Source organism: Bradyrhizobium sp. LMTR 3 (assembly GCF_001693485.1).
Taxonomy (GTDB): Bacteria; Pseudomonadota; Alphaproteobacteria; order Rhizobiales; family Xanthobacteraceae; genus Bradyrhizobium.
On sequence record NZ_MAXC01000049.1, the window covers coordinates 87,984 to 105,341 of the forward strand.

The window sequence follows — 17,358 nt, forward strand, 5'->3', positions numbered from 1 at the left end:
ACACACTCTGCAGCGAATTTGCTGCCGATCGCGACGTTGCTTCCGACTTTCGAATTCGTGGGAGCGTCGTCAGAGGACCTTCTGGTCCGTCACAACAGATCTTGGCAACGGTTCTGTCGTTCCAGGCTAACTACTGCAAATATTGCGATACGCGCTCGCCGCCGCTGAATTCGCGGGACCATCGACGACGAATGCTTCATCTTCCGTCACGAGATACAAAAACGGCCTATCGCCGGTATCTTCGCCCGACGGCTTTTTACCTTTGACACGTCCACAAATCGTGTCGACGGACCGCCCGAGCGTATTTTTGCGGATGGCCCGTTTCATTTCACCGAACTCGGCAGACGCCGGCTCCTCCAACTTCGCGGCAATCGTGGTCTTCGCCTTGACAATGACCGGATCGGACGCTTCAGCGGGCCGACCAGATGCCGGAGCTTCGACTTTCGCTTCGACCGTGGTGGGCTTCGCCTTTTTCTCAGCGAGTTGAGGCCTGTCGCGGATGTGGGCAATCGACGGCTCTTGCGCCTTTGTCGCGATTGCGGACTTGACTCTTGGTGCCGCGGAATGCGCTTTGGATGACGTTGGCGCCGGCTCAATCGGCCGGCTGGCCGCCATCCCGTTGAGACAGCCGGACCCACTCGCGTCCGTGCATGCTTCCATGCTTGCTTGCGGCGGTAAGAGGCAGCTACAGCCAACCAGGGTCGCAGCCAGAACACCAATGAGAAGCGTTCTCATGCTAATCCCTCATAAAAGGGGCCTGAGGTCCGCTCGCAATTCTTGCGGCGATCTAAAATGTTGCGCTGGTTGTCTATCATTCGCGCAAAAGTCTTAACTGCTTGTTAAACGCCCATCCTTCGCCGCGGCGCGCGCCAGCATCGTTAATTCCGGAGCAACACGGTTTCGCGGTGGGTGGGCGTTGCGATGATGGAGAGCGCTGCTGGTCCCAAGAGGTAGCTGCGAGCGTCGGCATCGATTCGTATGTCGCATGTCCGACCCTGGCGGGTCCTCGATGCGACCTCCCTGCCGAGCGGGAGACGTGGCGGGTGGCCGCCGTACCGATCCAACCTGACTTCCTCTCGCCCTAACAAAAAGGCCGCCGAAACCGGCGGCCTTTCGTGCTGTTCGGATGACGTCGTTACTCCGCCGCCTGCTTGCGTGGCGGCTCGAGCGCGCCGGAGTCGTGGATTTCGGCGACCTGGTGATCGCTGAAGCCTAGCACCTGGCGCAGGATCTCGTCGGTGTGCTCGCCGAGCAGCGGGGAACGCGTCACCTCGCTCGGTGAGTCCGACAGCTTGATTGGATTGCCGACCGAGATGTACTTGCCGCGGGTCGGGTGATCGACCTCGACCACGGTGCCGGTGGCGCGCAGCGACTGGTCCTCGATGATCTCCTTCATCGAAAGGATCGGGCCGCAGGGGATGTCGTCCTTGTTGAGGATCTCCATCGCCTCGAACTTGGTCTTGGTCATCGTCCACTGCTCGATGCGGGCGAAGATCTCGTTGAGGCGCGACAGCCGGGCCGGCGGCTTGGCGTAATCCGGATGGGTCTTCCAGCCGGGTTCGCCGATCACGTCGCAGATCTTCTCCCACACCGGCGCCTGGGTGATGAAATAGAGGTAGGCATTGGGATCGGTCTCCCAACCCTTGCACTTGACGATGCGGCCGGGCTGGCCGCCGCCGGAATCGTTGCCGGCGCGCGGCACGGCGTCGCCGAACGGAATGCCTTCGCCGTACTGGCTGTATTCCTTGAGCGGGCCATGGGCGAGGCGCTGCTGGTCGCGCAGCTTTACGCGCGCAAGATTCAACACGCCGTCCTGCATCGCTGCGGTGACGCGCTGGCCTTTGCCCGAGTGGGTGCGCTGATAGAGCGCGGTGACGATACCGAGTGCCAGATGCAACCCGGTGCCGCTGTCGCCGATCTGCGCGCCGGTGACGAGCGGCAGACCGTCGCGGAAGCCGGTGGTCGAGGCGGCGCCGCCGGTGCACTGCGCGACGTTCTCATACACCTTGCAGTCTTCGTACGGGCCGGGACCAAAGCCCTTGATCGAGGCCACGATCATCTTCGGGTTGATGGCCTGGATCTTCTCCCAGGGGAAGCCCATGCGGTCGAGCACGCCGGGGCCGAAGTTCTCCACCAGCACGTCGCAGCTCTTGATCAGCGCGGTGAGGACTTCCTTGCCCTTCGGGTTCTTGGTGTCGAGCGTGATCGAACGCTTGTTGTGGTTCAGCATGGTGAAATACAGGCTGTCCACGTTCGGGATGTCCTGCAACTGACCGCGCGTGATGTCGCCGACGCCGGGGCGCTCGACCTTGATCACGTCGGCGCCGAACCACGCCAGCAATTGCGTGCAGGTAGGGCCCGACTGGACGTGGGTGAAATCGAGAATACGAACGCCCGTGAGCGCCTTTGTCATCGTCATTGCTCCGTACTGTGTCTGTACTGCGTGATGCAGATTGAATGGATGGAAGTCGGTTACTTCTTTTTCAGGACGCTCTGCGGATTGAGGTTGCCGATGCGGCCGCTCTCCGAGCCTGCCGCCGGATCGATCACGGCGTTGATCAGCGTCGGCTTGCCGGAATCCATCGCCGCATTGACGGCGCGCTTCAATTCGTCGGGCGAGGTGGCATTGATGCCGACGCCGCCGAAGGCTTCCATCATCTTGTCGTAGCGCGAGCCCTTGACGAACACCGTCGTCGCCGGATCGGAACCGCCCGTATTGACGTCGGTGCCGCGGTAGATGCCGTCATTGTTGAAGATGACGATGCAGACCGGAAGCTGATAGCGGCAGATGGTCTCGATCTCCATGCCGGAGAAGCCGAACGCCGAGTCGCCTTCGACCGCCAGCACCGGCTTGCCGGTTTCGACCGCGGCTGCAATCGAATAGCCCATGCCGATGCCCATAACGCCCCAGGTGCCGACGTCGAGCCGCTTGCGCGGCTTGTACATGTCGATGACGCCGCGGGCGAGGTCGAGCGTGTTGGCGCCTTCGTTGACGAGGATGGCGTCCGGCCGCTCCTTGATGATGGTGCGCAGTGCGCCGAGCGCGCCGTGATAATCCATCGGGGAGGCGTTGCTCATCAGCTTCGGCGCCATCTTGGCGACGTTGTCGTCACGCTTCTTGTTGACGGTCGAGACCCAGTCGGCTGGCGCGGCCGGCCAGTTGCCGCCCATGCCCTCAAGCAAAGCGGATACGCAGGAGCCGATATCCCCGACCACGGGGGCCGCGATTTCGACGTTGGAATCCATCTCCTTCGGCTCGATGTCGACCTGGATGAATTTCTTCGGCGCATCGCCCCAGGTCTTGCCCTTGCCGTGCGACAATAGCCAGTTGAGGCGGGCGCCGATCAGCATCACGACGTCGGCGTCCTTCAGCACGGTCGAGCGCGCGGCACCGGCCGACTGCGCGTGCGTGTCGGGCAGCAGGCCCTTGGCCATGCTCATCTGCAGGAACGGCGCGCCGGTCTTTTCGACAAAGGCGCGGATTTCGTTGTCGGCCTGCGCGTAAGCCGCGCCCTTGCCGAGAATGATGAGGGGGCGCTTGGCGCCCTTGAACACGTCGAGCGCGCGCTTGACGGCCGACGGGGCAGGGATCTGGGCGGGGGCTGCGTCGATCACCTTCACCAGCGACTTTGCGCCTGCGCCGGCGTCCATCACCTGGCCGAAAAGCTTCGCCGGCAGGTCGAGATAGACGCCGCCCGGACGTCCCGACACTGCGGCACGGATCGCGCGGGCGAGACCGATGCCGATGTCGGCGGCATGCAGCACGCGGAACGCTGCCTTGCAGAGCGGCTTGGCAATCGCAAGCTGGTCCATCTCTTCATAGTCGCCCTGCTGCAGGTCGACGATCTCGCGCTCGGAGGAGCCCGAGATCAGGATCATCGGGAAGCAGTTGGTGGTGGCGTGGGCCAGCGCAGTGAGGCCGTTGAGAAAGCCAGGCGCCGAGACCGTGAGGCAGACGCCCGGTTTTTTGGTGAGAAAGCCGGCGATCGAGGCCGCGTAACCGGCATTCTGCTCGTGGCGGAACGACAATACGCGCATGCCCGCGGCCTGCATCATGCGTCCGAGGTCGGTGATCGGGATGCCCGGCACACCATAGATAGTATTGATGCCGTTGAGCTTGAGCGCGTCGATGACGAGATGAAAGCCATCCGTCAGCTCTTGCTCGGTGCCCGGTGCTTCGGACTTGGTCGCGGTATTCAGCATGGGCTTCATCTCCCTGATCGTTTTGGTTCGGACGATTTTTCGTCGTCTTCTGGTGCGAAGGTTCGTCTAGCTAAAAAGTTCCTGCCCGTGCGCTTCGACGTAGGCGGCAAGGCCCAGCGTGTGGTCGCGCGCGCGCTTCTCGGCGAGTTCGGTGTCGCGTGCTTCCAGCGCTTCGATGATGGCAAGATGTTCGGGCAGCGAGGTCGCGGTGCGATCCTTGCGTCCGATGGTCAATTGCCGGTAGCCGCGCACATGCAGCAGGAGATCGTTGGTCAAGTCGACCAGCACCGGCGACTCGGACAGCGAGATCAGCGCCTGATGGAACGCGATGTTGGCCTTGGAGTATTCCTCGACATGATCCTGCGGCAGCCGGTCCTTGCCAAAATCCTTGAAGAAATCGCGCAGCGCGGTGATGTCCTTCTTCCGCGCGGTGGTCGTGATCAGGCGCGCCGCCATGCTCTCGAGAGCGGCCCAGGCGCGGATCATGTCGACGATCTCGGTCTTGGTGCGGCGGACCACGACGATGCCGCGACGCGGCACGGTTCTGACGAAGCCATCCTGTTCCAGCATCGCGATGGCTTCGCGAATAGGGGTGCGGCTTACGCCGAGGCGTTCGGACAGCGCGCGCTCGTCGAGCATCACTTGCTCGGGTGTCGCATAGATATCCATCTTGAGAATAGCTTCCTTCAAGGCCTCATAGGCCTTGTTCTTGAAGCTCGTCTCAGGCGCAATCCGGACGATTGCGATATCTGCCTCAGCCATGACAGGCGGCGCCTTGGTTTGTTTACGTGCGGGCACGACTCGTCTCCTCCCTGTTTTGGAGACGTCTTCTTAGCAGAAGAAACACCCGAAGATTTTTGGCATACCAAATACCAGGATGTCAAGATGCCCGTGTTTTCGCTGTTTCCGCTCGATAGTTTGTCTTGACAATCTAATCTCTGGCATACCAAATGCCATAAAACTAGCCCCAGGAGGAAGCCAATGTCAAATTCTGCAGATGCGGCCCGCAAGATCGCCGAGCCCAGCGCCCAAGAGGCTGTCCGCCGGGTGCTCGATACGGTGAAAGCCGAGAAGCGCACGAGCCTTACCGCGCCGGAAGGCAAGGTGGTGTGCGATGCCTATGGCATCCCGGTTCCTAAAGAGGGCGTGGCCAAGTCTGCCGCTGATGCATCCAAGATCGCATCCAGCATGGGCTTCCCCGTGGTGATGAAAATCGTCTCGCCGGACATTCTCCACAAGACCGAAGCCGGCGGCGTTATGGTCGGGGTCAAGACCGCGGCCGATGCCGAGAAGGCCTATGACACTATTCTCGCCAATGCGAAGAAGTATAAGGCCGATGCCAAGATCGAGGGCATCCAGGTCCAGCAGATGCTGGCCGGCGGCACCGAGGTCATCGTCGGCTCCATTACCGATGGTTCGTTCGGCAAGCTCGTCGCCTTCGGTCTCGGCGGCGTGCTGGTCGAGGTCCTGAAGGACATCACCTTCCGCCTGGCGCCCGCGACCAAGGACGACGCGCTGTCGATGCTCGACGGCATCCAGGCCCATGACATGCTGAAGGGCGTGCGCGGTGGCGATCCGGTCAGCCGCGATGCGCTGGCTGACGTCATCGTCAAGGTCTCGCAGCTCGTCAGCGATTTTCCCGAAATCGTCGAACTCGATCTCAATCCGGTATTTGCCACCAAGAAGGACGCGATTGCCGCCGACGTGCGCATCGTCGTCGATTTCGACTACAAGCCGCGTCCGGCGCCGCGCCCGACCGAAGAAATCGTCACTGCGATGAACCGCATCATGCAGCCGAAGGGTGTTGCAGTGATCGGCGCTTCCGCCGAGGACGGCAAGATCGGCAACTCCGTGATGAAGAACCTGATCAACGGCGGCTACAAGGGCGAGATCTATCCGATCCACCCGAAGGCGGCGGATATCCTTGGTTATAAAGCCTACAAGAGCGTCAAGGATGTTCCGGGCGTAATTGATACCGCAGTGTTCGCGATCCCCGCAAAATTCGTTGCCGGCGCGCTGGCCGAATGCGGCGAGAAGAAAATTCCAGGCGCCGTGCTGATTCCGTCGGGCTTTGCCGAAGCCGGCGCGCCGGAATTGCAGGCCGAGATCGTCGAGGTCGGCAAGAAGTACAACATCCGCCTGATGGGGCCGAACATCTACGGCTTCTATTATACGCCGGCCAATCTCTGCGCCACGTTCTGCACCGCCTACGACGTCAAGGGTTCGGCAGCGCTGTCGTCGCAGTCCGGCGGCATCGGCATGGCGATCATCGGTTTTTCGCGCTCGGCCAAGATGGGCGTCTCCGCGATCGTCGGCCTCGGCAACAAGTCCGATATCGACGAGGACGATCTGCTCGCCTTCTTCGAGCAGGATCCGAACACCGCGATCATCGCGCAGCACTGCGAAGACCTGAAGGACGGTCGCGCCTTTGCGGAGGCTGCCAAGCGCGTCGCCAAGAAGAAGCCGGTGGTGGTGCTGAAGGCGGGCCGCACCTCGGCTGGTGCGAAGGCGGCCTCGTCGCATACCGGCGCGCTCGCCGGCAACGACAAGATCTACGAGGACGTGTTCGCGCAGTCCGGCGTGATCCGCGCCCGCAGCTTGCGGCAATTGCTCGAATTCGCACGCGGCGTGCCGGTGCTGCCGACGCCGAAGGGCGAGAACATTTTGATCATCACCGGTGCGGGCGGCTCGGGCGTGCTGCTGTCGGACTCGGTGGTCGATAACGGCCTGTCGCTGATGACGATGCCGCCGGACCTCGATGCCGCGTTCAGAAAATTCATCCCGCCGTTCGGCGCGGCCGGAAATCCTGTGGATATCACCGGCGGCGAGCCGCCGATCACCTATGTCAACACGGTGAAGCTCGGCCTGTCGGATGAGCGCATCCACGCGCTGATCCTCGGCTACTGGCATACGATCGTGACACCGCCGATGGTGTTCGCCCGTAATATGGTCGAGGTGAAGAAGGAGATGGAGGCCAAGGGCTTTGTGAAGCCGATCGTCGCCTCGCTCGCCGGCGACGTCGAAGTCGAGGAAGCCGCTGAATATCTCTACCAGAACGGCATCCCGGCCTATGCCTATTCGACCGAATTGCCGGTCGAGGTGCTGGGGGCCAAGTACAAGTGGGCGCGCGGCGCGGGCTTGCTGTAAGATTTATCAACGACAAATGCCGCTTCGGAGCGACCCGGAGCGGCATTTCTCTAGGTCATCCCGGGGCGATGCGAAGCATCGAACCCGGGATCTCGAGATTCCGGGACTGGTCCTTCGGACCATCCCGGAATGACGAACGCAAAAGCGGCAGGTCGCGATGAGAAAAGACGTGATCCGGCGCAAGACCATCGAGCCGAAATCGAGTCCAGACGAGGCCGACGTTCGCGACAGCGGCGTCCAGTCGGTCGATCGCGCGCTGTCGATCATCGAAACGCTGGCGGAAGACGACGAAGGCTATCGCTTAAGCGATCTCGCCATCCGCACGGGACTTTCGACCTCAACCGTGCACCGACTGCTCGGGACGCTGGAAAGCCGCCGCTTCGTGCAGTTCGACCGCACCGAATCGAAATGGCATGTCGGTACGCGCGCCTTCACGGTGGGAGCAACCTTCGCCCGCCGCCGCAATTTTACGGCGCAGGCGATGCCATACCTGCGCAAGCTGCGCGACCTGACGCGGGAGACGGCAAATCTCGCCGTCGTCGACGACGAATTCATCATCGTGCTGACCCGCATGGAAAGCCGCGAAATCATGCGTTCGCTGACCAAGGTCGGCGGCCGTGTCGCAATGGTCGCCTCCGGCGTCGGCAAGGCGGTGCTCGCGACCTATTCCAACGAAGACGTCAGCGCGATCATCCATCATCACGGCATGCCGCGGTTGACCGAAAAATCGATCGTGCGGCCGAGCGATCTGTTCAAGGAGCTCGAAAAAATCCGCCGCCAGGGTTTTGCGATCGACGACGAGGAGGCCTGCATGGGCCTGCGCTGCATCGCCGCCGTCGTCTACAACGACTGCGCCGAGCCGCTGGCTGCCATTTCTGTCTCGGGCATGACCAGCCGGCTGACCGACGAGCGGCTGCAGATGTTGGGGCAGACGGTGAGGGAAGTGGCGGCGGAGCTGACGGTCGCTCTCGGCGGCGTGATGCCGGGGGCGAAGGCCGGCTGAGCCTTGGCCGCGGGTGGCGCAGCCACAGGCAGTCCATGATTGCCGCATGGCACGGCTCCGCTTTTGATACAGAGCCGCCACTTGGCCGAAATATCCGATCCGCTAGACTGTCCTCCAACGGAAACAAGATCAGGGGGAAGCATGGCGCGCAGAATCGCAATCGTCGGAGCGGGCGCCGTCGGCGGCTATGCCGGCGCGCATATGGTGCAGGCGGGGGAGGACGTCACTTTCATCGATCCCTGGCCCGAGCATGTCGAGCACATGCGAAAGCACGGGCTGCGCGTCACCCACGCGATGGATGTCGCGGAATTCTCGGTGCCGGTGCGCGCGTTTCACGTCACGGATGCGCAGCGGCTCGCCAAGGAGAAGCCGGTCGACATCGCCTTCGTCTGCATGAAATCCTACGACACCGCCTGGGCCACCATGCTGATCCAGCAATATCTGGTGGCAGACGGCTATGTCGTATCGCTGCAGAACTGCATGAACGAGGAAACGATTGCCGGCATCGTCGGCTGGGGCAAGACGCTGGGCTGCATTGCGAGCAGCATCACGGTGAACCTGCCGGAGCCCGGCCATATCCACCGCGGCGCCGGCAAGGGCGGCGCGGCGCACACGGTGTTTCGCGCCGGCGAAGTGCACGGCCGCATCACGCCGCGGGCGGAGGAAGTCTGCCGCCTGGTCGGCTATTCCGACAGCGCCAAGGTGACCGAGAATCTCTGGGGCGAGCGCTGGTCGAAGCTGGTCGCCAACGTCATGGGCAACGGGCTCTCCGCCTGCACCGGCCTGCCGGGCGCAGAAATTTTGCAATGCGAGCCGCTGCGCCGGTTCTCCACCCGGCTCGGCAGCGAAGCGATCCGCGTCGGACAGGCGCACGGCTATCAACTGGAAGAGATATTGCATCTTGCGCCTGAGGCGATCGCGCGCGCCGGCGAGGGCGACGAGGAAGCCATGCGCATCTGCGACGATCAGCGCTTCAAGGACGGCAAGCGCACGTCTTCCCAGCAACGCCCCTCGATGGGTCAGGACATGCAGAAGGGCCGCCGCACGGAGATCGAGTTCCTCAACGGTTTTGTGGTGCGAGAGGGCGAGAAGCTCGGCATCGCATGCACTGCAAACGCAGCGTTGACCGATATCGTCAAGCGTGTGGAGCGTGGCGAATTGAGCCCCGATCCGCGGCACATCACGGAACTGCGGATGAACTGAGCGGCCAGCGTCGTCTAGTTGACGGGCCCGCCGCGACCCAAATGTTCCATATCTGGCTCTATTCTCGTTATCCCGGTCATCCGGTTGACCATGATCGTGATGAGCCAAAGAACGATGCCCACCCCGATCAGGACGCCGGCGACCCGGTACTGAACGGGGTCACGGCCGGTCCAGGGACTGGCGAGGAAAGCGCAAAACACAGCGCCCAGGATCGGCAGAATGATCGGTGTGCGAAAATGCTGATGACTTACGGAATCGCGCCGAAGCACCAGGACCGCAACATTCACGACCGTGAACACGCATAGCAAGAGAAGCGCGGTGGTGCCTCCGAGTGCCGGCACCTCACCGACGAACGTGATCAGGGCAAACGCCAGCAAGGTCGTGAAGCCGATGGCGACATAAGGCGTCCGCCGCGTCCTGTGTACTCTCCCGAGAGCTGGCGGAAGCACATGCTCGCGGCTCATGCCGTACACAAGGCGGCTGGCCATGAGCATGTTGATGAGCGCGCTATTGGCCACGGCAAACATGGTGATGAATCCAAATATCCAAATCGGAAAATTTGGCGCGCCCTGCTGGACGACTTTCAGAAGGGGTGTTTCGCCTTCGCCCAGTTGCTCAGGCGCCACCAGCGTGATTGCCGAGATCGAGACAAGAACATAGATCAGACCGGTGATCACAAGGCCTGCGAGCAACACCTTCGGAAAGTGACGCGTTGGATCCTTGCATTCCTCGGCCATGTTGACCGAATCCTCGAAGCCTACCATGGCAAAGAATGCGAGCGTGGTCGCGGCAATCACCGGCCAGAACATGCCGCCGTCGGCGGTCGAACGAAACTGAAGGACACGCGAGACATCGCCCTGGCCCAACCCGATCGCCCAAAGGCCGATCACAATGATGATCAGAAGTCCCGTCAGCTCCACGCAGGTGAGAATGACGTTAGCCTTCACACTTTCGCCAACGCCGCGGAAATTGACCGCAGCAACGACTGCCATGAAAGCGAGACCGGTGATCGTGATGGCAAAGGCCGATAGGTTAAGGCCCATTGCGTTCGACATGTTCGCGGCGAAAGCCCGGGAAGCGGTCGATGCCGAGGTGATACCCGAGCACATCACCGCAAATGCAACGATGAAGGTCACGAAATGGATGCCAAAAGCCTTGTGGGTGTAGAGCGCCGCGCCCGCGGCTTTTGGATATTTCGTGACCAGTTCGAGATAGCTGAACGCGGTCACAAGGGCGACCACAAACGCAACCACGAAAGGCAGCCATACGACACCGCCGACCTGCTTCGCCACTTGGCCTGTGAGCGCATAAATTCCGGTGCCGAGAATGTCGCCGACGATGAACAGCAAGAGCAGCCAGGGGCCCATGACCCTGCGAAGGCTCGGTTCGGCGGCGATTGATTGAGTACCGGCGTTCATGGGGACATCGGTCATCGCACGTCCTCTTTTTCTCGGTGACGCCTGTGCAGTCTACTGGTAGTTGAAGGCCTCGTGCAATAATTCTGCCTGGGGTTCGGCGGTGCGAATTGGCTGAAATCCGGAACCATTGCCAGTCACGGGCATTCAACTGGCTAGCTCGAAGCGGATCTCAGGAGGACTTGGATCATGCGAGTGATCACATCAACTGCGATACTGGTCCTGTCGACGCTTCCTGCGCTCGCCGATCGCGCGGTCACTGAAGACGAGCGCGCAAAGCTTGTCGCTGCGGCTCAGGCCGAGGGATGTTCGGGCGGCAAGTTCGAAATGGATGAAGACGACCAGCAGTTCGAGGTCGATGATGCCGTCTGCGCGGACGGCAAGAAGTATGACCTCAAGTTCGATATGCAAATGAAGTTGAAGCGGAAGAATCTGGACTGAGTTCCGACGCAAATCCTCCTCGCAACGGCGTCCTCACAGGCCTTCCACCGCGTTCGTGAGCCAAGCGCCTGATTTGTCGCGTATTTTCTAACCCCCTCCCACTCCGCGGGAAATAAAATCGCCCGCGTTGAGATCGCGCCTCACCGCCGCGAAGATCGCCGCCAGAGCCAACACTGTTTGAGCGAGGCGCGAGAATGGCGAAGATGCGAGCAGTCGATGCAGCCGTACGGATTCTGGAGAAGGAAGGGGTCAGCATCGCCTTCGGCGTTCCGGGTGCTGCGATCAATCCGCTTTACTCCGCGCTCAAGAAGCGCGGCTCGATCGGGCACATCCTGGCGCGCCACGTCGAGGGTGCCTCGCACATGGCCGAGGGTTATACCCGCGCCAAGGCGGGCAATGTCGGCGTCTGCATCGGCACCTCGGGTCCGGCCGGCACCGACATGATCACCGGGCTTTATTCGGCGATCGCGGATTCGATCCCGATCCTGTGCATCACCGGGCAGGCGCCGCGCGCGCGGCTCTACAAGGAAGACTTTCAGGCGATCGATATCGAATCGATTGCAAAACCCGTGACGAAATGGGCGGTGACCGTGCGCGAGCCGGCGCTGGTGCCGCGCGTGTTCAGCCAGGCGTTTCACATCATGCGTTCGGGCCGTCCCGGTCCCGTGTTGATCGACCTGCCGCTCGATGTGCAGCTTGCGGAGATCGAATTCGACGACGAAACCTATGAGCCGCTGCCGGTCTACAAGCCCGCGGCGACCCGCAAGCAGATCGAGAAGGCGCTCGACATGCTCAATGCGGCGGAGCGGCCGCTGATCGTGGCGGGCGGCGGCGTCATCAATGCCGACGCATCCGAACTGCTGGTGGCCTTCGCCGAGACCGTCAACGTACCTGTCGTGCCGACGCTGATGGGATGGGGCGCCATCCCCGACGATCACGTGCTGATGGCCGGCATGGTCGGCTTGCAGACCAGCCACCGCTACGGCAACGCGACCATGCTGCAATCCGACTTCGTGCTCGGGATCGGCAACCGCTGGGCCAACCGGCACACCGGCTCGGTCGAGACCTACACCAAGGGCCGCAAGTTCGTGCATGTCGACATCGAGCCGACGCAGATCGGACGCGTGTTCAATCCGGATTTCGGCATCGTCTCCGACGCCAAGGCGGCGCTGGAATTATTCGTCACGGTCGCCAGGGAGTGGCGCAAGGCCGGCAAGCTGAAGGAGCGGCAGGCATGGCCGGCGGCGTGCCAGGACCGCAAGCGCACGATGCTGCGCAAGAGCCATTTCGACGACATGCCGATCAAGCCGCAGCGCGTCTATGAGGAGATGAGCAAGGCGTTCGGGCGAGATACCTGCTACGTCAGCGTGATTGGATTGTCGCAGATCGCCGGCGCGCAATTCCTCGGTGTCTACGGCCCGCGTAACTGGATCAATGCGGGGCAGGCCGGCCCGCTCGGCTGGACATTGCCGGCGGCGCTGGGCGTGCGTGCGGCCGATCCTTCGCGCCAGATCGTCGCGCTGTCGGGCGACTACGATTTCCAGTTCCTGATCGAGGAGCTCGCGGTAGGCGCCCAGTTCAAGCTGCCCTACATCCACGTCGTCGTGAACAACTCCTATCTCGGGCTGATCCGCCAGGCGCAGCGCGGTTTTGACATGGATTACCACGTCCAGCTCTCCTTCGAGAACATCAACGCGCCCGAGATCGGGGTCTATGGCGTCGACCACGTCGCCGTCGCCGAGGGGCTCGGCTGCAAGGCGATCCGCGTCACCGATCCGAACCATGCGCAGGCGGCGTTCGCGACCGCGCGCGAATGGATGGCGGAATTCCAGGTGCCTGTCGTGGTCGAGTTCATTCTCGAGCGGGTCACCAACATCTCGATGGGCACCGAGATCGACAACATCATCGAATTCGAGGAGGTGCTCGATCTGCCGCTGGACGACACGCCGGCCAAAGCGAGCGCGCCGCAATCCGGCAAGCTGCTGCCGGCATAACGCGAGGAGAATGAATCGTGCCGAAATTTGCCGCCAATCTCACCATGCTGTTCGGCGAGCAGCCGTTCCTCGATCGCTTCGCCGCCGCCAAGGCGGCGGGATTTAACGGGGTCGAGTATCTATTCCCGTATGATTTCGACAAGGCCGATCTGCGCGAGCAGTTGCACCAGCACGGGCTGACGCAGGTGCTGCACAATCTCCCCGCCGGCAACTGGACGGCCGGCGAGCGCGGCATCGCCATCCTGCCTGATCGCGTCGACGAATTTCGTGACGGCGTCGCACGCGCCATCGATTACGCCAAGGCGCTGGATTGCCGCCTGCTCAATTGCCTCGTCGGCATCGCGCCTGACGGCGCTGATGCGATCGATCTCAACGAGACATTGATCGGCAATCTTCGCTTCGCGGCAGACGCGCTCGCCAAGCAGCAGATCAAGCTCCTGATCGAGCCGATCAACACGATCGACATCCCCGGCTTTTTCATGAACAAGACCGCACAGGCGCTTCAGCTCATTGCCGATGTGCGCTCCAGCAATCTGTTCGTGCAATACGACATCTACCACATGCAGGTGATGGAGGGCGACATCGCGCGAAGCTTGCAAAAGCATCTGCCGCGCATCGCCCATGTGCAACTCGCCGACAATCCCGGCCGCAATGAACCGGGCACCGGCGAGATCAACTATCCCTTCCTGTTCCGCCATCTCGACGCTATTGGTTATCGCGGCTGGATCGGCTGCGAATACAAGCCGAGGACGACGACGGTCGAGGGCCTTGGCTGGCACGCGGCGCTGACGGCCGATACCTGAACAAGAAACGAAACTAGGGGAGTTGAAATGATCGATATCGGCTTTATCGGCCTCGGCACCATGGGGCGCCCCATGGCGGGCCATCTGCAGGCCGCCGGCCATCGCCTGTTCCTGCACGATGTCGGACCCATTGCCCCAGAGCTGGTTGCGGCGGGCGGCGAGGTCTGCAAATCGGGCAAGGAAGTCGCCGAGAAGGCCGACGTCGTCATCATCATGGTGCCTGACACGCCGCATGTGGAGGCGGTGTTGTTCGGGAAAGACGGCGTCGCCGAGGGGCTCTCCAAGGGGCAGATCGTCGTCGACATGAGTTCGATCTCACCGCTCGCCACCAAGGAGTTTGCCAGGAAGGTGGAGGCGCTCGGCGCCGATTATCTCGACGCACCGGTCTCCGGTGGCGAGGTCGGCGCCAAGGCGGCGAGCCTCACCATCATGGTCGGCGGACCGGAGCGCGCGTTCAACGCGATGAAGCCCGTGTTCGACAAGATGGGCAAGAACGTCACCCTCGTCGGCGCCAATGGCGACGGGCAGACCACCAAGGTCGCCAACCAGATCATCGTGGCGCTGACGATCGAGGCGGTCGGCGAGGCGCTGTTGTTTGCATCGAAGGCCGGCGCGGATCCGGCGCTGGTGCGCAAGGCGCTGATGGGCGGCTTCGCATCGTCGCGCATTCTCGAAGTGCATGGCGAGCGCATGGTGAAGCGCAATTTCGAGCCGGGCTTTCGCATCGAGCTGCACCAGAAGGATCTCAACCTGGCGCTGGAGGGCGCGCGTGCGCTCGGCCTTTCCTTGCCGAGCACGGCGGTCGCCCAGCAATTGTTTAGCTCCTGTACCGCTCATGGCGGCAAGGCATGGGACCATTCGGGAATGGTGCGCGCGCTCGAAATGATGGCGAGCCACGAAATCGCCAAAGCCTGAATCTCTTTTCTCCCTGTGACTGGAACCGCGCCGAAATTTCGGCGCGGCCCTTTTTGCTGCCGCATTGGAACCGGAACTTTCTTGCGCCTCCCGTGGTTGAGGCACATCATCAATTTACTGGAGCACGTGATGAATAATCGTTTGGCAGTTTCACTAATTGCCGCTTCGTTGCTGACCTCTGGCGCGGCATTCGCTCAATCGACAACCGCGCAAGGTGCCGCGGACGGCGCCGCCGCGGGCGCTGAAGTCGGTGGCCCGGTCGGCGCGATCGTCGGCGGCACAGTGGGGGCTGCGCTCGGCGCGGCCGTGGAAATTCCGAACGCCGTGATCAATTCGGTCCCGCGAGACCGTTCTGTCGTGGTTCGTGAGCATGTGGTGGTGGGCGAGCCGCTGCCGCCGACCGTCGAGCTGCGTCCAGTGCCGCGATACACCGAATACCGCTATGCGGTGGTCAACGATCGCCGCGTGATCGTGGAGCCGCGCACGCGTCGCGTCGTCAGGGTTCTCGACTAACGAACGCAGCTTTTACTGAGCCATCCTCGCGGGCGATCGTCCCGCGAGGATTTTTCTTGTCAGGATGCGCTGTGACGAGATCGCCTGATCTTCCAGTCGAGCGCTGCAGCAAGCGCAAGACCAAGGGATGCCGCCAGCGCGTCGACCACAAAGTCCTCCAGCCGTGCGTGCCGGCCGGGCGCCCAGAATTGCAGAATTTCGATCAGGCCGGTGAAGGCAATGACGAAGGTCGCCGTGCGTGACCGGTTGCGCGTGTAGGCCAGCCCGAAGGCGATTCCGAGGAGCACGAAGGCAAGCGCGTGCTCGCCGTTCTGTCCCAGGTTCAAGTGGGGCCGCTGTCCCGCCGGCCCGAGCGTCGCGAAGGCGATGGAGGCGGCAAGGCCCAAGGCGATAAGTCGAAGGATGATCATCATCGGGACGGCATAGCACAAATTCCGTGCTGGCCATCCCATGCATGCGGAACTGGCGGTGTCTGTGGTTAATTGGCCTTAGAGCGGCTCGCGTACGCCCATACCGTGCATGAACCGCTCCCGGATCTGGACGGGATCGCGGCGGGTGGTGCCGACGCCTGGCTTGTCGTCGATGCGGACGCCGATCAGCGCCGGGCCCGCGGCCGACATGCACTGCTCGATCAGGCGCTCGAAGTCCTCCTCGTCCGCCGCCCAGGCGCTGTTGGCGAGGCCGCACGCCACCGCGATAGCGACGATGTCGGCCACGGCGGCCCCCGGCGTCGGTTGTGCGCCGGTGATCTGGTAGATGCCGTTGTCCATCACGATCATGGTGAGATTTTTGGGCGCCAATGTCGCGATCGTCGAGAGCGATCCCAGTTGCATCAACAGCGAGCCGTCGCCTTCGAGTGCAAACACGCGTCGATTCGGTTGCGCGAGCGCGACGCCAAGTGCGATCGGGAAGGCGAGACCCATGCTGCCAAGCATGTAGAAATTCTGCGGCCGGTGGCCGGCGGCCCACAGGTCGAAATTGGTGTTGCCGATGCCGCCGATCACGGCTTCCTCGTTCTTCAACTTCGCAATCAACCGCGAGGTGAGGTCGAAGCGGTTCATGACCTTGGTGTTGCGGGCAGGGGTGTCGTTGGCGCTGTTCATGGGACCGCTCACTTGTCGAAGACTTTGCCGCCGGTCAGAAGCGGCGAGAGGATCAGCGCCACCGGTGCCTGCGTGGCGATGGCCTGCTTGATGGAGCGGTCGACGATGAATTCGAACTCGTCGAGCCTCGTCGCGGTGTGATGCTCCATCGCGAGCGAGTCCAGCACCGGCCGCATGGTGCGGCACACCAGCGACTGGCCGTAGTTGAATTCGCCGAGCGTGCCGCGTTCGGACACGAACATGATCAGCGGGATCTGATAGGGCACGGCCAGCGACGCCAGCACGTTCGCCAGCGTGGCGAACCCCGAAGTCTGCATCAGCACTGCGCCGCGCATGCCGGCCATCCAGGCGCCGGAGACGATGCCGACTGCTTCCTCTTCGCGTGCCGCGGGGAAGGTCGTGAAGAAAGGATCGGCGTGCAGGTTCCTGATCAGCGTCGTGAGGACGCGGTCGGGCACATAGGGGACCAGGCGAATGTCGTTGCGCTTGAGACTTTGCAGCACGATACCGTGCCAGCTCTTCTCAGAGGTGCTGCTCTCGGAAGTGCTTTTCTCGGAAGTACCTGGCGAGTTTTTTTCCTCTGCAACCGCCATTTTGGTCTCCCTTTGCCGCGCCGAT

Annotated in this window: 16 protein-coding genes; 8 read left to right on the forward strand and 8 right to left on the reverse strand. The window is 62.4% G+C overall.

Going from position 1 to position 17,358, the window contains the following annotated elements:
• Window positions 1-126 precede the first annotated feature (126 nt).
• The 4 genes from LMTR3_RS39505 to LMTR3_RS28735 all read right to left on the reverse strand — a co-directional run bounded on the left by LMTR3_RS39505 (window position 127) and on the right by LMTR3_RS28735 (window position 4,965).
• Window positions 127-735, reverse strand: coding sequence for a hypothetical protein (locus tag LMTR3_RS39505; RefSeq protein ID WP_245320031.1), 609 nt, complete (start codon window positions 733-735; stop codon window positions 127-129).
• Between the two features lie 400 nt (window positions 736-1,135).
• Window positions 1,136-2,413, reverse strand: coding sequence for a formyl-CoA transferase (frc, locus tag LMTR3_RS28725; protein WP_065748332.1), 1,278 nt, complete (start codon window positions 2,411-2,413; stop codon window positions 1,136-1,138).
• 59 nt (window positions 2,414-2,472) lie between these two features.
• Window positions 2,473-4,203, reverse strand: coding sequence for an oxalyl-CoA decarboxylase (gene oxc, locus LMTR3_RS28730; protein WP_065748613.1), 1,731 nt, complete (start codon window positions 4,201-4,203; stop codon window positions 2,473-2,475).
• Window positions 4,204-4,269: 66 nt separating this feature from the next.
• Window positions 4,270-4,965: a GntR family transcriptional regulator gene (locus LMTR3_RS28735; protein WP_057847679.1), complete on the reverse strand. Its 696-nt coding sequence runs from the start codon at window positions 4,963-4,965 to the stop codon at window positions 4,270-4,272.
• 219 nt (window positions 4,966-5,184) lie between these two features.
• Between LMTR3_RS28735 and LMTR3_RS28740 the strand changes: the two genes are divergently transcribed.
• The 3 genes from LMTR3_RS28740 (at window position 5,185) to LMTR3_RS28750 (ending at window position 9,556) form a co-directional block, all read left to right on the forward strand.
• Window positions 5,185-7,350: an acetate--CoA ligase family protein gene (locus LMTR3_RS28740; RefSeq protein WP_065748333.1), complete on the forward strand. Its 2,166-nt coding sequence runs from the start codon at window positions 5,185-5,187 to the stop codon at window positions 7,348-7,350.
• A 157-nt stretch (window positions 7,351-7,507) separates the two neighbouring features.
• Window positions 7,508-8,353: an IclR family transcriptional regulator gene (locus LMTR3_RS28745; RefSeq protein WP_065748334.1), complete on the forward strand. Its 846-nt coding sequence runs from the start codon at window positions 7,508-7,510 to the stop codon at window positions 8,351-8,353.
• Between the two features lie 141 nt (window positions 8,354-8,494).
• The gene (locus tag LMTR3_RS28750) at window positions 8,495-9,556 is read left to right on the forward strand and encodes a ketopantoate reductase family protein (protein WP_065748335.1); all 1,062 of its coding nucleotides are present in this window, start codon (window positions 8,495-8,497) and stop codon (window positions 9,554-9,556) included.
• A 14-nt stretch (window positions 9,557-9,570) separates the two neighbouring features.
• On the opposite strand, the gene LMTR3_RS28755 is transcribed toward LMTR3_RS28750, so the two are convergent.
• Entirely contained in the window at window positions 9,571-10,989 is a 1,419-nt protein-coding gene (locus LMTR3_RS28755; protein ID WP_065748336.1) for an APC family permease, read from the reverse strand.
• A gap of 171 nt (window positions 10,990-11,160) precedes the next feature.
• Between LMTR3_RS28755 and LMTR3_RS28760 the strand changes: the two genes are divergently transcribed.
• From LMTR3_RS28760 to LMTR3_RS28780, 5 genes are all read left to right on the forward strand, one after another.
• Window positions 11,161-11,412: a PepSY domain-containing protein gene (locus tag LMTR3_RS28760; protein ID WP_065748337.1), complete on the forward strand. Its 252-nt coding sequence runs from the start codon at window positions 11,161-11,163 to the stop codon at window positions 11,410-11,412.
• A 194-nt stretch (window positions 11,413-11,606) separates the two neighbouring features.
• Window positions 11,607-13,406, forward strand: coding sequence for a glyoxylate carboligase (gene gcl / locus LMTR3_RS28765; RefSeq protein ID WP_065748338.1), 1,800 nt, complete (start codon window positions 11,607-11,609; stop codon window positions 13,404-13,406).
• Between the two features lie 17 nt (window positions 13,407-13,423).
• Window positions 13,424-14,209 (forward strand): hydroxypyruvate isomerase, encoded by a 786-nt coding sequence (gene hyi, locus LMTR3_RS28770; RefSeq protein WP_065748339.1) that lies wholly within the window; start codon window positions 13,424-13,426, stop codon window positions 14,207-14,209.
• Between the two features lie 27 nt (window positions 14,210-14,236).
• Window positions 14,237-15,124, forward strand: a complete 888-nt coding sequence (locus LMTR3_RS28775; RefSeq protein WP_065748340.1) for a 2-hydroxy-3-oxopropionate reductase — start codon at window positions 14,237-14,239, stop codon at window positions 15,122-15,124.
• Between the two features lie 129 nt (window positions 15,125-15,253).
• Window positions 15,254-15,637, forward strand: a complete 384-nt coding sequence (locus LMTR3_RS28780; protein WP_065748341.1) for a DUF1236 domain-containing protein — start codon at window positions 15,254-15,256, stop codon at window positions 15,635-15,637.
• Between the two features lie 59 nt (window positions 15,638-15,696).
• On the opposite strand, the gene LMTR3_RS28785 is transcribed toward LMTR3_RS28780, so the two are convergent.
• The 3 genes from LMTR3_RS28785 to LMTR3_RS28795 all read right to left on the reverse strand — a co-directional run bounded on the left by LMTR3_RS28785 (window position 15,697) and on the right by LMTR3_RS28795 (window position 17,333).
• Window positions 15,697-16,050: a VanZ family protein gene (locus LMTR3_RS28785; RefSeq protein WP_065748342.1), complete on the reverse strand. Its 354-nt coding sequence runs from the start codon at window positions 16,048-16,050 to the stop codon at window positions 15,697-15,699.
• Between the two features lie 75 nt (window positions 16,051-16,125).
• Window positions 16,126-16,740 (reverse strand): thiamine pyrophosphate-dependent enzyme, encoded by a 615-nt coding sequence (locus tag LMTR3_RS28790; protein ID WP_065748343.1) that lies wholly within the window; start codon window positions 16,738-16,740, stop codon window positions 16,126-16,128.
• An 8-nt stretch (window positions 16,741-16,748) separates the two neighbouring features.
• Window positions 16,749-17,333, reverse strand: a complete 585-nt coding sequence (locus LMTR3_RS28795) for a thiamine pyrophosphate-binding protein (protein WP_065748344.1) — start codon at window positions 17,331-17,333, stop codon at window positions 16,749-16,751.
• Between the last annotated feature and the right edge of the window lie 25 nt (window positions 17,334-17,358).

What these genes read in the sequence shown, in the direction of transcription:
- LMTR3_RS28775 (WP_065748340.1), top strand. Translation starts at nt 14,237, where the DNA reads ATGATCGATATCGGCTTTATCGGCCTCGGCACCATGGGGCGCCCCATG.
- LMTR3_RS28755 (WP_065748336.1), bottom strand. Translation starts at nt 10,989, where the DNA reads ATGACCGATGTCCCCATGAACGCCGGTACTCAATCAATCGCCGCCGAA.
- LMTR3_RS28795 (WP_065748344.1), bottom strand. Translation starts at nt 17,333, where the DNA reads ATGGCGGTTGCAGAGGAAAAAAACTCGCCAGGTACTTCCGAGAAAAGC.
- LMTR3_RS28745 (WP_065748334.1), top strand. Translation starts at nt 7,508, where the DNA reads ATGAGAAAAGACGTGATCCGGCGCAAGACCATCGAGCCGAAATCGAGT.
- LMTR3_RS28740 (WP_065748333.1), top strand. Translation starts at nt 5,185, where the DNA reads ATGTCAAATTCTGCAGATGCGGCCCGCAAGATCGCCGAGCCCAGCGCC.
- LMTR3_RS28760 (WP_065748337.1), top strand. Translation starts at nt 11,161, where the DNA reads ATGCGAGTGATCACATCAACTGCGATACTGGTCCTGTCGACGCTTCCT.
- LMTR3_RS39505 (WP_245320031.1), bottom strand. Translation starts at nt 735, where the DNA reads ATGAGAACGCTTCTCATTGGTGTTCTGGCTGCGACCCTGGTTGGCTGT.
- oxc (WP_065748613.1), bottom strand. Translation starts at nt 4,203, where the DNA reads ATGCTGAATACCGCGACCAAGTCCGAAGCACCGGGCACCGAGCAAGAG.
- gcl (WP_065748338.1), top strand. Translation starts at nt 11,607, where the DNA reads ATGGCGAAGATGCGAGCAGTCGATGCAGCCGTACGGATTCTGGAGAAG.
- LMTR3_RS28750 (WP_065748335.1), top strand. Translation starts at nt 8,495, where the DNA reads ATGGCGCGCAGAATCGCAATCGTCGGAGCGGGCGCCGTCGGCGGCTAT.
- LMTR3_RS28785 (WP_065748342.1), bottom strand. Translation starts at nt 16,050, where the DNA reads ATGATGATCATCCTTCGACTTATCGCCTTGGGCCTTGCCGCCTCCATC.
- LMTR3_RS28790 (WP_065748343.1), bottom strand. Translation starts at nt 16,740, where the DNA reads ATGAACAGCGCCAACGACACCCCTGCCCGCAACACCAAGGTCATGAAC.
- LMTR3_RS28735 (WP_057847679.1), bottom strand. Translation starts at nt 4,965, where the DNA reads ATGGCTGAGGCAGATATCGCAATCGTCCGGATTGCGCCTGAGACGAGC.
- frc (WP_065748332.1), bottom strand. Translation starts at nt 2,413, where the DNA reads ATGACAAAGGCGCTCACGGGCGTTCGTATTCTCGATTTCACCCACGTC.
- LMTR3_RS28780 (WP_065748341.1), top strand. Translation starts at nt 15,254, where the DNA reads ATGAATAATCGTTTGGCAGTTTCACTAATTGCCGCTTCGTTGCTGACC.